The organism is Anaeroplasma sp. (assembly GCF_034179385.1).
Taxonomy (GTDB): domain Bacteria; phylum Bacillota_I; class Bacilli_A; order Acholeplasmatales; family Anaeroplasmataceae; genus Anaeroplasma.
The window spans coordinates 1-14,449 of record NZ_JAXFPY010000006.1 but is presented as its reverse complement, the minus strand read 5'-3'; the positions used below and the strand labels follow the sequence as shown (position 1 = coordinate 14,449).

At 28.4% G+C, this 14,449-nt stretch carries 10 protein-coding genes; all 10 read right to left on the bottom strand.

Annotated features, from left to right (window positions below; genetic code table 11):
- Positions 1–133 precede the first annotated feature (133 nt).
- Positions 134–1,750: a competence protein CoiA family protein gene (locus tag SPJ17_RS00255; RefSeq protein WP_321091577.1), complete on the bottom strand. Its 1,617-nt coding sequence runs from the start codon at positions 1,748–1,750 to the stop codon at positions 134–136.
- A 169-nt stretch (positions 1,751–1,919) separates the two neighbouring features.
- Positions 1,920–2,315 carry a (deoxy)nucleoside triphosphate pyrophosphohydrolase gene (locus tag SPJ17_RS00250; RefSeq protein ID WP_321091575.1) on the bottom strand — a complete coding sequence of 132 codons (396 nt, stop codon included), beginning with the start codon at positions 2,313–2,315 and terminating at the stop codon, positions 1,920–1,922.
- Between the two features lie 23 nt (positions 2,316–2,338).
- A complete protein-coding gene (locus SPJ17_RS00245) occupies positions 2,339–5,122 on the bottom strand; it encodes a DUF3427 domain-containing protein (protein ID WP_321091572.1) in 2,784 nt (927 codons plus the stop codon).
- A 4-nt stretch (positions 5,123–5,126) separates the two neighbouring features.
- Positions 5,127–5,696, bottom strand: a complete 570-nt coding sequence (locus tag SPJ17_RS00240; RefSeq protein ID WP_321091570.1) for a class I SAM-dependent methyltransferase — start codon at positions 5,694–5,696, stop codon at positions 5,127–5,129.
- Positions 5,697–5,698: 2 nt separating this feature from the next.
- Positions 5,699–6,673, bottom strand: a complete 975-nt coding sequence (locus SPJ17_RS00235) for an HNH endonuclease domain-containing protein (protein ID WP_321091568.1) — start codon at positions 6,671–6,673, stop codon at positions 5,699–5,701.
- Positions 6,674–7,066: 393 nt separating this feature from the next.
- On the bottom strand, positions 7,067–7,792 hold the full coding sequence (locus tag SPJ17_RS00230; protein WP_321091565.1) for a hypothetical protein: 726 nt from the start codon (positions 7,790–7,792) through the stop codon (positions 7,067–7,069).
- The gene (locus tag SPJ17_RS00225; RefSeq protein WP_321091563.1) at positions 7,780–8,466 is read right to left on the bottom strand and encodes a hypothetical protein; all 687 of its coding nucleotides are present in this window, start codon (positions 8,464–8,466) and stop codon (positions 7,780–7,782) included. The genes SPJ17_RS00230 and SPJ17_RS00225 overlap by 13 nt, the downstream gene beginning before the upstream one ends.
- 123 nt (positions 8,467–8,589) lie before the next feature.
- Positions 8,590–9,018 (bottom strand): HAD domain-containing protein, encoded by a 429-nt coding sequence (locus SPJ17_RS00220; RefSeq protein WP_321091560.1) that lies wholly within the window; start codon positions 9,016–9,018, stop codon positions 8,590–8,592.
- Between the two features lie 63 nt (positions 9,019–9,081).
- A complete protein-coding gene (locus SPJ17_RS00215) occupies positions 9,082–10,170 on the bottom strand; it encodes a hypothetical protein (protein WP_321091558.1) in 1,089 nt (362 codons plus the stop codon).
- Positions 10,171–10,502: 332 nt separating this feature from the next.
- On the bottom strand, positions 10,503–14,449 hold a 3,947-nt coding region (locus SPJ17_RS00210), incomplete at its 5' end, for a leucine-rich repeat domain-containing protein (protein WP_321091555.1).

Sequence of the window (14,449 nt, the reverse complement as noted above, 5' to 3'; positions counted from 1 at the left end):
AAGCTTCTTTCACTATCATTCTATATCTATAATATATCTAGGAAAATTAAAAACTGCAACAAAACTGCGATAATTAGAATTGCAGTTTTAATGCAGTTTAATATCTTAATGATTTTGAAAATTATAACAAAAATTAGATTTTTACTCTCTTCCATATTTTATAATCAAAGTATTCGTTAGAAAGATTATCAATAAAACATTCATATAATTGGCTCACATCTACATATTTCGTATATAATGTTCTAAACCTTAACTTATATGTTTTTTTACTTAGCATATTATATACGACCATTTCCTTTTCTTGTATTCGTTGACGAGCAATTTCATCAATTGTATTGTAGCCAGGATTGTCATTTTCCCATGCTTTTATACTATTAATTAAATTATTATGTTCTTCTTGTTTATTCCGTTCCTTTTTCTTTTCAATTTCTTCTTTAATCTCTTTGGGTGATTTTAACAACACCCAAACTTTTTCATTATAATCAGGATTTATTTCTACTGATAGATTTATAGTTCCAACTTCAATTTCTAAGGAATTGTAGCTATAAGCACTCACATGTCCCAAGCCTAATAAATGTCTTATACAATATTCTTTATTAGTTAATAAGTTCTTAACATATAACGTACTATTAGGCTTAATAGATAATAATTCAGGAATAGAATTACAATTAAAAGCTAACTTACTTATAGCATCTCTTTTTGCTTGTAATTCCGCTTCTCTTAGTTTCGATTCAGCTTCTATTTTAGCCTTTAATTCTTCTTTTCTTTTTTTTCGTTCTTCAAATTCCTTATCCTTACACGAAGCAATAAAAGACCAAATTTTTTTATCTTGATCCTTGATTATATAGTTACGCCCTACTCCCCAATAGCCAGTTGGCTTAGAGTAATCTATTTTAGCATATTTTCCAGTTATTTGTCCGTTATAATTAGTGGAAATTTCCCCATTATTTCCAAATACGACCATCAAATCTTTAGTGAATAGATTTTTAATATACATGCAAGAATAACTTTCGTTCCATAGTTCTTTTACTGTCTTACCGTCCTCAATAGTTTCAGGAGCATCAGGTACTTTAGGTGATGGTAAGATTTGTGAAGGATTATTTAATGCCGAATCAACAAATTGATCAATCGATAAACCTCCACCTCTATATGTTTCAAAATATGTAAACTCTTCTTTTGCATATGTAACTCTAACAAGAGGAGTATTATTCATTTCTTTTTCCGATAATTCAAAATAAATAATAACATCTTTTGTATTCACATCCATTTGTCTAAAATTTGAGTCAGGATTAATCCATTCATATTTGTTATTATATAATGAACAAATTTTATCATCATATGAATCATCAATTCTATCAAAAATCCATATCACTTTATATCCTAATGATTTATAAAACGAATTTCTATCTTTAAACTCATCAATAGAAAGTTTGCTATGTTGGAATTCAATTACAAGTTTATTACTTTCAATTAGAACATCAGCTCTATGTTTTATATTGTTATGTTGTTTTACAACCTCTCGATATTCTTTTGGAAACCTATTTTGCCATAAAATATGCCAATCACACATTTCTTCATAATGCCATGTGTCATTACATACCTTTCCTTTTTCATGAGCAAAATGGTGAGCTTTTATCTCACCCATTCTTCTTATAAGCTTTGCATCACAAATTGGACAATAATATTGAACCTTAGCACTTGAGTCATCTATATGTACTTTATTTTTAAAACTATCATGTCCAAAAAACATTTAATTCACCTCATAATCATTGAAACATATTGATTATATTATACACCTTAAATTCCATTTCGCGAGTAAACAAAAAGCATAGCACTAAAATCAATGATAGTTGGTATAAAACAAATTTTGGCTCAACTTTAAAGTAGTGGTGGCACTTTACCGCTCTACTAGAAATACATTATTTTATTAATTCTACAATAGGTAAATCCGCAGCTGCAAAATTAATACTTTTTAAGTCATCTACATTTACCCATTTTTTCTCTGTATGCTCTGTCAATTCTAATTCACCTTGAATTAGCTTACATTCATAAGCATACATAGTAATACTAAACGGTTTTTCTATATTCGTATATTCATAATTCGATACACCAATATATATTATTGGTTCTATTATTGTTTTTAATTCTTCTCTTATTTCTCTTACAATTGTTTCTTCATGTGTTTCATTAGCCTCGACTTTACCACCAGGAAATTCCCAATAACCTTCTAATGCTCTTCCTGGTCCTCTTTTGCAACAAAAGATTTCATTTTTGTCATTTTTAATTACCGCACATACAACTTCTACATGTTTCATTTATCACTGCCTCATTTTTTTAATTAATTGGTTACTATAGATTCTGGAATTTCAAAATCAAACCAGTATTCTTCTGGAACCGGATTTTCTAATATAACATCATACATAACTGTAGGATGAGTTTTAACAATACCTTTTTCTACAGTATCTACTGTTGAAGGTCTTGGATTGACTAGTGTCCCAACCCCAAAATAGGTAAATGGTAAGGTAATACTATCTTCTTTTTCCATTTTTCTAATAAATAAATGTACTTGTTTTGATTTTGCAAGTTTTGGACCGTCCCCCATTTTAAAAGTAGTATCCTTTACGCTTTCCCATTGGAATTCGCTCGCTGATAAAAACTCATCTTTATAATCAAAATTGGTTTTTTTATTACCAGTTTTATTTAATCCTACATAAAAGTAAGGTATATCATTTTCAGGAAATTCGGTTCCCTTAACATACATTGTCCCTTCTTTTAATCTAATCTTTTGAATTTGTTCTTTAAAGTAATTGCCATAAAGCTTGAATTTGCCTTCATACTCACCAAATTCAATGTCATACCTTTGTAATCCATAATCCAATAAATCTTCTAAATAAGCTATAAATGAATCCGTCTTTGAATCAATATTATATTCATTATTTTCATTCAAAATCTTATCTTTCTTTAAATGAAATAATGCATTTTCTAATGTATCCTTTGTTACTTTAGAATTCTTACCTATTAATTCATCTATGTTTATTTTTTCAATTAATAATTGCTGTAATAATAAATATTCATCTATTCTAACTAATGGTAATAATTCAGAAACCGAATCAATGAATCTAATTTGTTCATTGGTGAAGATTTCAAGTTTAGGTTCTCCTATTGTTTTCAAGAAGGAATAATAACTCTTACTCTTGTTCCCGCCAATAGAAGATTTCATTAATCGCATTAAATCAGGAGCACAATCATTATTTAAAAAATCTAAGTGAGAAGGATAAGTTTCCTTTTTTAAATATATCTTAAAATTCTCATAATCTTTTTTCAGATATTCCTTTGAATTAAAATTTTCTTTCTTTATAAAATCAATTATTTCTTCTTTTGATAGCTCATCGATATGAATCATAACACCAGGAATATTCAAAGCTTTAAAATCTGTACGAATCATATCCATGATAAATGGTTTTTCCAAAACAGTAGTCTTACCTAATGAACCTAAAGCCCTAGCCATTTGGATTGAACGGTCATAATTATTACCAATGAAGTCTAAGACAGTTACATATTGTTTTCCTTCATACTTTCTCATTCCACGACCTAATTGTTGAATGAAAATAGTTGAAGATTCTGTTGGCCTTAAAAATAAAACCATATTTATCGCAGGTATATCTACACCTTCATTTAAGATATCAACGGTACATATAATTTCAAGAGGATTAGAATCATCCTGCAAATCCTTAAATGCTTTTATTCTTTGCCCTAAATCATTATTACCGGTTAATGCTATAGAACAATAACCGACGTTCTCTAGTTCATCTGCCATAAGAATTGCATGGGCTACACTAGTACAGAAAGCAATAGCTTTAAGCTTTCCTACTGGCTTATGCTTTTCAATTTCTTCTTTTATAAACTCAATATTTTCTGCCTTAGCTATTTCTTTAGCAATCCTTGTATTGTCTTTAAATTTATAATCTACCAACTTATCCCTAATACCATAATAATGAAATGGCACTACTAAATCATTTATAATAGCATCCCTTAAACGTAATTCATATGGAACGTTCTTATCAAACATAGCAAATACATCTTGATTATCCATACGTTCGGGGGTCGCTGTGATTCCTAGCAGGAAACCAGGTTTAAAGTATTCCATTATTGATTTATATGTAGATGCAGCTGCATGGTGGCATTCGTCCATTACAATATAGTCAAACTCATCAGGTTTAAAATCGTTTAGATGCTGGGAGAGCATAATATTTGATGCGAATAAAAAATCACAATCGATTTCTTTATGCTTCCCCACATATAAACCGTAAGTTTTTTCTGCTCCAAAAACCTTCATGAATGTGTCTTTAGCATCAGATAAAATCTTATCTCTATGGACAACAAATAATACTCTTTTAGCATCATAGTTTCTAGCATCAAAAGCCGAAAGATATGTCTTTCCAGAACCAGTAGCAGAAACCACTAATGCTTTATTAATTCCCATATCCCTATATCTTCTAAGTTCCTTTAATGCAGTTCTTTGCATAGCATTAGGCTTAATCTTTGATGATACAGGATCAAAGAAATCCATATCCCATTTAACCAATGAATATTCTAATTGCATTTGATATTCTTTGATTAATTCTGGTGTCAATGGCTTAGTATTCTTCCAAAGTGAATCGAATTCTATATCTGCTTCATCTTTAGATTCAAATGCTTCCCTAGATTTTAAAGATACATTCCATTCAATATTCTTTAGTAATGCAAATCTAGTAATGTTTGTTGAGCCAACAATGAATTCATATGAATCATTATATTCAAATAAATATCCTTTTGAATGAAAACCATTATCTCCAAAACAATTCAAGTCTAAATGACATTCAAAATTGGGATAATTTAATTGCCAATTATAAAAAGTTCTTAATGAAGCAATATCTGTAAAGTTTTGGTAAGTAGATGTAATAATTTTACCAGTTACTCCTCTTTTTAGCGCTTCTTCAATTATCTTTTCTAATAATACTAAGCCAGCTTTTTTAATAAAACTAACAGAAAAGGAAAATGAATTACATTTTTCAATAGAAGTTTTCAAATTTTCTAAAAAGGTATTTTCTGTATAATTTGTAATGAATTTGTTGTCAATCATTTTATCAATCCTTCTTTAATATAACATTTAACCATTTTTCATTTCTGTCTGGTCTAACATCTTCCGTAATTAAATATTCTAATACTTTAAAGCCTGTATTTTCAATATGTTGATTAAACGATACCTCATTTAAGTCAGTAAATTCTCTGCCATTTCTTTCCCCTTCAAATTCACCATATTTAAATGAGCAATACATGATTCCATCATTCTTTAATGATTTATAACATTTTTTAAATACACCATTTAATTCCTTTGATGGCACATGAAGTAAAGAGGCACATGCCCATATACCATCAAATAGATTTTCAAATTGCATTTCTTGGGCAGTTAATTGATATACATTTTTTAAGCCTATTCTTTCCCCATTCTTACAGAATTCTTCTGTTGGATCCAATGAATATACAGTATAACCTTTATTCATAAAATATAGAGAATCTCTTCCACTACCGAATCCTAAATCTAGGATAGTTTCAGGATTATTCAAATACTTTTCAAAAAACTCATATTGAACTGACATATCACAGTTGATAGTTCCTTCAATAAAATCTTTTGCATGTTCATTATAATAATTCACACTTATAACCTACTCTCATAAAAGAATTTATCTACATAATTATTCTTAATAGCTTCATCCATTGATAATTTGAATGAGCCAGATAATAATGTTTCTAAATTCTTATTTCTTTCCTTTAGTCTTTCTATTACTTCATTAGAAGGTATTGAATTTGATTTAGAGGAATTCATAGACTTACTAGTAATAACCAAATTCCATATATCATCAGAATACATAAAGCTCCATGGTATTACATGATCTATAGAAATATCATCTTTTGAAATAGGCTTTCCTGTATAGAAATCTATTATTTCTTTTCCTTCAAATTCCTTTAACAATTCTTCTTTATATTTATTTAAATTATTACGTTTTAATTTTGCCTCAGAGATTCCGTTTACCTTAGATGCAATCTTAGGAGCAAAATTAAACTTTTCAAGTAGTTGAGCCCACTTATAATTTAATAGCTTAGATAATACTATAGAGTACTCTTTTAATTCATATATATTATTAAGATTAAATTTAATTAAAGACTCTGATTTATTATATTCATATATTTCTAATGTATTGCCTGGTATATTTTTAAATCTCCAACATACATTTTCATGTAAGGTTTTAGAAATATGCTTTATTGTTGATTTAAATAATTCTTTATTATTCTTTTCAAAATAATCATAAGCATCATCAAACCAAATAGGTATATTACTATTTTCTTTTTCTTTATAGTAATCAATTAATTTATTTGTGTCTTTACAAATTACTGGATCTTTATCTTTATATGGAGATTGCTTTAATTTGAAAAAGAATAATTGATTCCAATAATATTTAAGCATTCTTAAAGAAATACTATCAAAATGAAGAATAGCCTTGTCATTATCAGCTTGGTAATCATCGAATGTTATACATTCAATAATTGCACGACCCCAAGCCAATTTATAGGTATTATCATTATTCATTTGTTCTATAATTGATAACCAATCATTTATATAAGTAGGAATCATAACTATCATCTCCATTATATAATTTCTCAATCCTTATATTTAATAGTATTATTTATGTAAAATTATAGCATCTTTTTGAGAAATCTCATACTAATTATGCTCATATTTATCAAATAAAAATATCAATTTACATTTCATAAGAACGACCTCTTCGGCCATATCGTGATTGCGCACACGTTACAAAAGGACCATTTTCCATATGTTTATTGCCACAAGGTTTGACTATAAAAAAAGTATTTTGGATTTATTTTCACCAAAATACCCATTTTATATAAATTTCAAATTTTAAAACCCGACTTATCTAAGCCGGTTTTTATCGATTATAACTATAACCTCCACAAATGAGACATCGTAATTCAATAGCATAATCAGCGATAATAAAACATCTTTATATCAGTGGTTCTCTAAAGTTTCTAATAGTATCTCTTCTTTATCTAACCTAGATGCATCTACTCCACACTTAGTGTGAGGATTAATTGTCCAAAATAATCTAGTGGATCCCTTCATTGCAAAGCCTGGTCTATGTGCTATTTTATATCCTCCTGCAAGAAGTAGATATTCTAATGTATCATTTACTTTTATAATATACTCTTTATTATATTCTTCAGGTAAATTTGGAAATAGTTCTTTTATTTCATCTTGGGGTAATAAATCGTAGAATAGCTTAATACCTAATTGCATTAAGATATCCTTTTTATTTAATGCTAATTGATATAAAGCATTTTTGGATAAGTCACTCTGAACTAAATCATTATTTGTTCTTGTTAGTTTTTCTAATGCTTCATGAATATGCTTATTCTTTAGTAACTTTATGGAATCATTCTCTTGAATCATAAAATCATAATTATTTGATTCATTTTGTAAATAATTGATACTACTATCCATTATTTGATATTTATCTATAGATAATTTAGATACAATAGAATCAAATTCATTTACAATTTCATTCATCTTATTTAATGATTCTAAATCCAAATCTATTTCATTATTCTTCCATAGAATAAAGGTATCCCCTTTTTTATATTTCGATAAATATTGTTTTTTGTTTTGGCTTTTTATCACTATAAAGTAGGTATCCTTTATTTTCTTATGACATTTTGCTTTTATTATTTTTTCCACGAATGATTCTCCTCTACTATGAAAGCTATAATCCTTTTATCTCCTAGAGATTCATCAATATAACTGCCTATAAATAATTCATTATGCTCTTGAGTATGCATTTCATTTAATAAATAACTTGCTTCCCATAGACTCAAATTTTTATCGCCATAGTTAACCAATAGAATGTTCTTATTTTTTAAATCTAATTTAGATATTATAGATTTTGAATTTGATTCATCTATAGGATTATCTAATTCATATCTATAATATTTAAATACTTTATTCCTTAAAACTTCCATTACATCATTTTCATCCATGCTTATTAATCCAATGCCATACATTGCATATAATAAATCTATAATCGTATTTTTTATATCATCTGTATGAATATAGGAATCTAATCCATTTAAATGAGGATCATTCGGATTCAATACTTGTATATAGTAATACTTATCCTTTATATCCATATAATTATCTGAATCTATAATAATTATTTTAGAATCTTCTATATCATTTAAATGAACAGGCTCTATAAAATCATCTGAATCAATAATATTTATTTTAGAATTTTTTATATGATTTAGATGATTTAGATGATTTGAATGAACATACTCTATAACATATTTATTAAAGGATTCAATTTCTTTAATCAATTCTTCATTCTTCGTAAATACGGTTGTTTTTTTTAACATTATCTTTTCACCTCAAAATCAATAAATTTTTATTATCCTAATCTTTACTTATACAGGCTGTTTGCCCCAATCTAACACAAAGATTTTTTGTATTATAAAGAGATTTCACCATATATATAAGAGTTATAAGTTTAATATCTCAATAGCTTTAAAATATAAATCTAGAGTAAATCCACGTTTATAGGTATCTAGAAAGTGAGCTTTTAAAACCTCACTTTCGCTATAACCTAGATCGTTGTCATCTAAGATTACATAGTGATTGCATGGATTTTCATTTAGATATTCTAGTATTTCATCACTTCTATTTTTATGAGTCCTTCTAAAATTTAAGTAATTCACAAGAATCATATAATTATCAAATAGATTATCTATTTTATTTCTTTCTTCCGCAATCAATCTTCTATCCGATATAATGACCAAATTAGATTTCGTATCTTGTAATAAATGAACTAAATTTTTCGATTTAGTTTCTTCAAATGTATCATCGATTAAGTTTTTATCACCTGGTGTATTTAATACACCATCTATATCTAAGAATACTATTTTATCCATACCTTAAATCCTTTCAAAGTATTTATGCTAAGTTTTACATTTCATTTTCATTATCTAGCAATATTATTTACATAAATTCTTTAGCTCCTTTTGGTATTTATCAAATTCTTCTCTTTTATCCTTGGTTAATTTCATAAACAGATTATAGTTATCAGAATAACATAGATAATCTATATTCTTTTTATTTGCCCTTTCTAGTCTTTTAATGACATGAGGATAGTATTTCATTCGAATCTTTTCCAAAGGGAATTCATGTTTTCTTTCTATAATAATTGATGTCTTTTCATCCTTAATTAATTTATTGATATATTCATTTTCATCATTTAAAAGCTTAAATGATATATCAATAGAATCTAAATTATTATATGCATCTATTACTTTTAATTCTTCTGAATTGAATTCAAAATGTTCTTCTAAATATAGGATATCTTTATCGTAAATATGCCCTATTTCACAAAAAGAATCACAATATGCATCAAAGCATAGTAATGCTTTTCTATAGGCAAAAACATTTGAATTCGTCAATTTATATGGCCTATATTTAATGCCATCGATGATTACACATTGGTGTTCTCTTATCGCTCTATCTAATTTTAGTAACTTTGGATAGGTAAGAATATAGTTTTTCGTATCCATAGGTAAAGCTAGAAAGTATCTTAAGTATCCAGATAAGAAATCATCCATAGTTACACATTCCTTACCTCCAATGATTCTTAACATTCTTTCATCATCCTTAGTAAGCCTGAATTGAACCTTAACGAATTCTTCATCATTATCTAAGCTTCTATTCGATAATACCCTTAGTAATTGAATTCTTACCAATTCTTGTATGAATTCATATTCTTTAGAGCCTTCTTTAAGTTTATTTTTAAAGTTTCTATCCATAGAATCTTTAAAATACTTTTTTTCTAATATTTCATTAACATCATTAGAGAAGCTTCTTTCCATGTTATTTAAATATAAATAAGTATTTTCTATGATAAGTCTGATCATAGTAGATCTAGCCTTTGTTTGTTTCTTTAATAAGCCTCTATTATACACTCTTATTTTATCCAATTCTTTTAATTCAGAATTCGTTAAGAAGACATTATAGCTTGATGGCTTACATTCATATTCTGCCTCATTTACTTTATACCAATCTTTATCACTCATATTCCTATAACCTTTCTAAGTTCATTATATATCTATATTATATTTGCATAAATAAAAAAGCGCAACAAAACTGCAGTATAGGACTACTGCAATTTTTAATGCACTTTTTGGTTTGTGAGAATCCAAAATTCGAAATGGATGATATTTTACCATGAAGTGAAAAGCTCACCTCAAAAACTAAAATTAGATTTGGAATAAAAAGAGAGACAAACTCGTATAAAATGTGGGTTTGTCTCTGTTTTTGTTTTATTGAAAGTTACTAATTCTCGAATTAAATGTGAGATTTTTTCACTTTGTAATCCGCTTGGAATCTTTTATGGATACTTACTCAATTATAATTTTGTCCAAACAACAACTTCTCCATCAACATAATGCCAATAATGATCATCATATGCTGTACCTTCTTCATTTAAGCTAGGCTCAGTTTCAGAATAATAATATCTGGTTGCGTTGATAAAATAATCGTTGCTAGTAGAACTTATGTTTATAGCATCCCAATTTTCTTTTGTACCATAATAATAAACATTTTCGATAGATTTTGAATATTGAAATTCTTGGCCATTTATTTTATTGACACTACTTCCTATAACAATAGATTTAAGACCATAACAATAAGTAAATTGACCCCTTAATTCACTTACACCATTTCCAATGGTTACATGCTTAAGTTTTATACACCAAAAGAATGTATTTGTATACAATTTATTAACATTATCTGGTATCCTAATATTTTCTAAAGAATAGCAATAGCTAAACACATTACTATTCATTATAGTTACACTATTTCCAATGGTTACATTTCTTAGATTCGTACAATTGCTAAATAGATAATCACTCATTGTCTTAACATTATTTTCAATAATAACATCAGTTAATGAAGTACACTTGTCAAACATCCTCACACCTGTAGTTTCGCAATCCAGGCTAACATTAGTAAGTAAATTACATTCGGCAAATACATATTCACCAAGAGAAACTATATTATTTGGAATAGTAAGACTAGTTAATCCACATTCAAAAAATGCATAATTACCAATGGAAAGATTACCACTGCCAAATTTTAAAGTTTTCATAGATAAACACTTGCTAAATGCGTAATCTCCAATTAATGTTAAGTCATTCGGTAAAACAATACTTTCTATCCTATTACAATTATAGAACGCATAAGCACCAATTGATGTTACACAATTCGGTATTATTATATTTTTAATTGTGATATTGTCGTAGAATGCATACGGATAAATACTATATGTTTCACCATCGCTAAGTGTAGGAAGAGTAACGTTAGCTGCATTTCCTAGGTAATCTACAAGATAGATATTACCATTGCTATCGGTATTAAAGACAAAGCCATTTTCATCTACAGTAAACACACTGCCTTCTACATTCACATATAATGCATATAGTCCTATTGAACCATTAGTTGTAGAACCAGTAGTTATTGTTAATGAAGATTCATTCTTAATCTCTAATAAATTATAGCAGTTTAAGAAAGCATTATCTTGTATTTCTGTTACAGAACTAGGTATGGTTATCTTAGTAAGTCTTGTATAATTACTAAATGCATATTTGTAAATACTATATGTTTTATTCTCAGCAAGTGTTGGTAAAACAATCTCATTCTCACTGCCGACATAATCAACAAGGAACATATTATCCTTATCATCTTTATAGAATACATAGCCATTTTCATCTTTTATTAGTTTGCTTTCGGCATCTAAACTATTATAAATACATAAAGGTGAACCAAGATATGTGCCGTTTAAATTTTCTGTTCCACCATTATAAACCTCAAGTAGCTTATTGCACTCAGAAATACCAGTATTATAATATTTTAAACCACTACCAATCTTAACAGTTGTAAGTGATGGACATTGATATATTGCATTGTATTCAAGCTTTTCTAAACTATTTGGCATAATAATACTTCTTAAATTCGTACAATTTTCTATAGCATTTGCTTTTATTATTGCAACTCCCTCTGGAATTTCTAGAGTTGTTAATGAACTGCAACCATATAATAATCCAGCGCTAAATGTTTTTATATTCTTTGAAAATTCAATTGTTTTAAGACTACAACAATTCTTAAAAGCATATGATCCAATACAAAGTACACTGTCAGGTATAGATATACTTACAAGATTAGAACAGTTTTCAAACGCATGATCTAAAATAAATTTTGTTGTATGATTTATTGTGTATTCTGATTTTGTTTTATCTATTACACCACAGAAAATATTACCTAAATATTTTGCACCATCAACAACATTATATTCTAAATCATTAGCATCCAAGAATACATTTGTCCCCAATTCTATTAGATTATCAGGAATATTGATATTCTTTAGACTGACACAATACTTGAATGCTTCAGCGTCTATTTGAACTAATCCTTCAGGTAGCACAATGGTTTTAAGTGAAGAACAGTATTGGAATGCACAAGCATTAATTACTTTTAAGCTTGATGGCAAGATTATATTTACAAGATTGAAACAATTACCAAATGCTGCTGTACCAATACTTTCTATACCATCAGATAGATGAACAGTCATGAGTTTACTACAATTTGAAAAAATACCAGTTGAAATATTTGTCATACTATTTGATAGGGTAGCCTCAACAAGTTCTCCACAGTTGCTAAAGGCATATGATCCTATTTGTGTAACAGAATTTGGGATTACTACTGATTCTAGATCACAGGATTGGAATGCATAACCATCTATTTGTTCTAAGCCATTAGGTAATTCTATATTCCTAATATCCGTTGAACAGAATGCATATGTACCGATATACTTTATACTATTAGGTAAATCTACTTCTTTAAGCTTATAACAATTTCGGAATAAATAATTTGGTATAGACTCTGCGCCATCAGGGAGTGTAATACTAAGCAACGAAGAACAAAGATAGAATGCATAAATTCCATAAGATTTAACAGTTGAAGGTATTGCTATTGCAGATAGAGCAGAACATGAATAAAATGCATATTCATCAATTGCTGTTATACCTTCTGGAAGAATAACTTCTGCTAAACCTTTGCAATTATTAAACAAACCACTTGAAATCACTGTTACTCCTTCAGGTATCACAATACTTGTAATACCCTTGCATCCTTCAAATGCACTAGAACCAATAGAAACAATGCCTCTTGGAATAATCATATTTGTTATAGTAGATTGATTTTTAAATGCATCTGAACCTATAGCTGTTACAGGTAATCCATTATATGTTTTCGGAATTGTTACTTCAGTATCTAAACAAGTACCATAACCAGTTACAGTATATGAATTTGTTTCATAATCTAAAGTCCAACTTAATCCTTTACTACCACCAGCATCATATTCACAAGCAGTGCATACATTATCTGACCAAGTATGAGGAATTTTACTATCTATATCTGTTATAGTATCCGTTTCACTACATCCATCATGATCACATATTGCACTCTTAGTTCCGTCTTCTGTACATGTTGCGTCCCCATTTGATGCATATTTTGTAAAGCTGTGACCAAGCACTGGTAATTCTTCAGTTTTTGTATCCGTATATTCTACTCCTCCGAAAACTACCTTTGCAGTATAAGTTCTTACTCCGGTTTCTTCACATTTTGCAGGAGTTGTAATCTCACTTGTTATAATAGCTTTTACATTTTCAATATGATTTTTCTCTACTTCACAAGTCTGACATTTAAAAGATGCAGTGGCACTTCCGTAGTCCGTCCAATTCCATGTTGGCTCCCCATATATATGACCAAGCATAGTACCTTCATCAACTATTGTGTCCTTAGCATCACAACCTTCTCGATCACAGATTGCAGTTTTAGTACCATTTTTAGTTGATGTTGCATCATTATTTGATATATAGTTCGTAAAAATATGTCCTAAGGCCTCTACTATGATTTTATCTATTTCTTCTTTGTTCTCATTGAAATATTTATCACATACACTGCAATGATAATATGCTACATTTCCGTCATTTTCACATGTTGGTGATACTAGAGCTACTAGATTACCATATGTATGACCTGTTGCAGGAACTACTATTGTTTCTATTTCTTCTTTGTTCTCATTGAAATATTTATCACATACACTGCAATGATAATATGCTACATTTCCTCCCTTTTCACATGTTGGTGATACTAGAGCTACTAGATTACCATATGTATGACCTGTTGCAGGAATTACTATTGTTTCTATTTCTTCTTTGTTCTCATTGAAATATTTATCACATACACTGCAATGATAATATGCTACATTTCCTCCCTTTTCACATGTGGGTGGTA

What these genes read in the sequence shown, in the direction of transcription:
- SPJ17_RS00255 (WP_321091577.1), bottom strand. Translation starts at nt 1,750, where the DNA reads ATGTTTTTTGGACATGATAGTTTTAAAAATAAAGTACATATAGATGAC.
- SPJ17_RS00250 (WP_321091575.1), bottom strand. Translation starts at nt 2,315, where the DNA reads ATGAAACATGTAGAAGTTGTATGTGCGGTAATTAAAAATGACAAAAAT.
- SPJ17_RS00245 (WP_321091572.1), bottom strand. Translation starts at nt 5,122, where the DNA reads ATGATTGACAACAAATTCATTACAAATTATACAGAAAATACCTTTTTA.
- SPJ17_RS00235 (WP_321091568.1), bottom strand. Translation starts at nt 6,673, where the DNA reads ATGATTCCTACTTATATAAATGATTGGTTATCAATTATAGAACAAATG.
- SPJ17_RS00225 (WP_321091563.1), bottom strand. Translation starts at nt 8,466, where the DNA reads ATGTTAAAAAAAACAACCGTATTTACGAAGAATGAAGAATTGATTAAA.
- SPJ17_RS00220 (WP_321091560.1), bottom strand. Translation starts at nt 9,018, where the DNA reads ATGGATAAAATAGTATTCTTAGATATAGATGGTGTATTAAATACACCA.
- SPJ17_RS00215 (WP_321091558.1), bottom strand. Translation starts at nt 10,170, where the DNA reads ATGAGTGATAAAGATTGGTATAAAGTAAATGAGGCAGAATATGAATGT.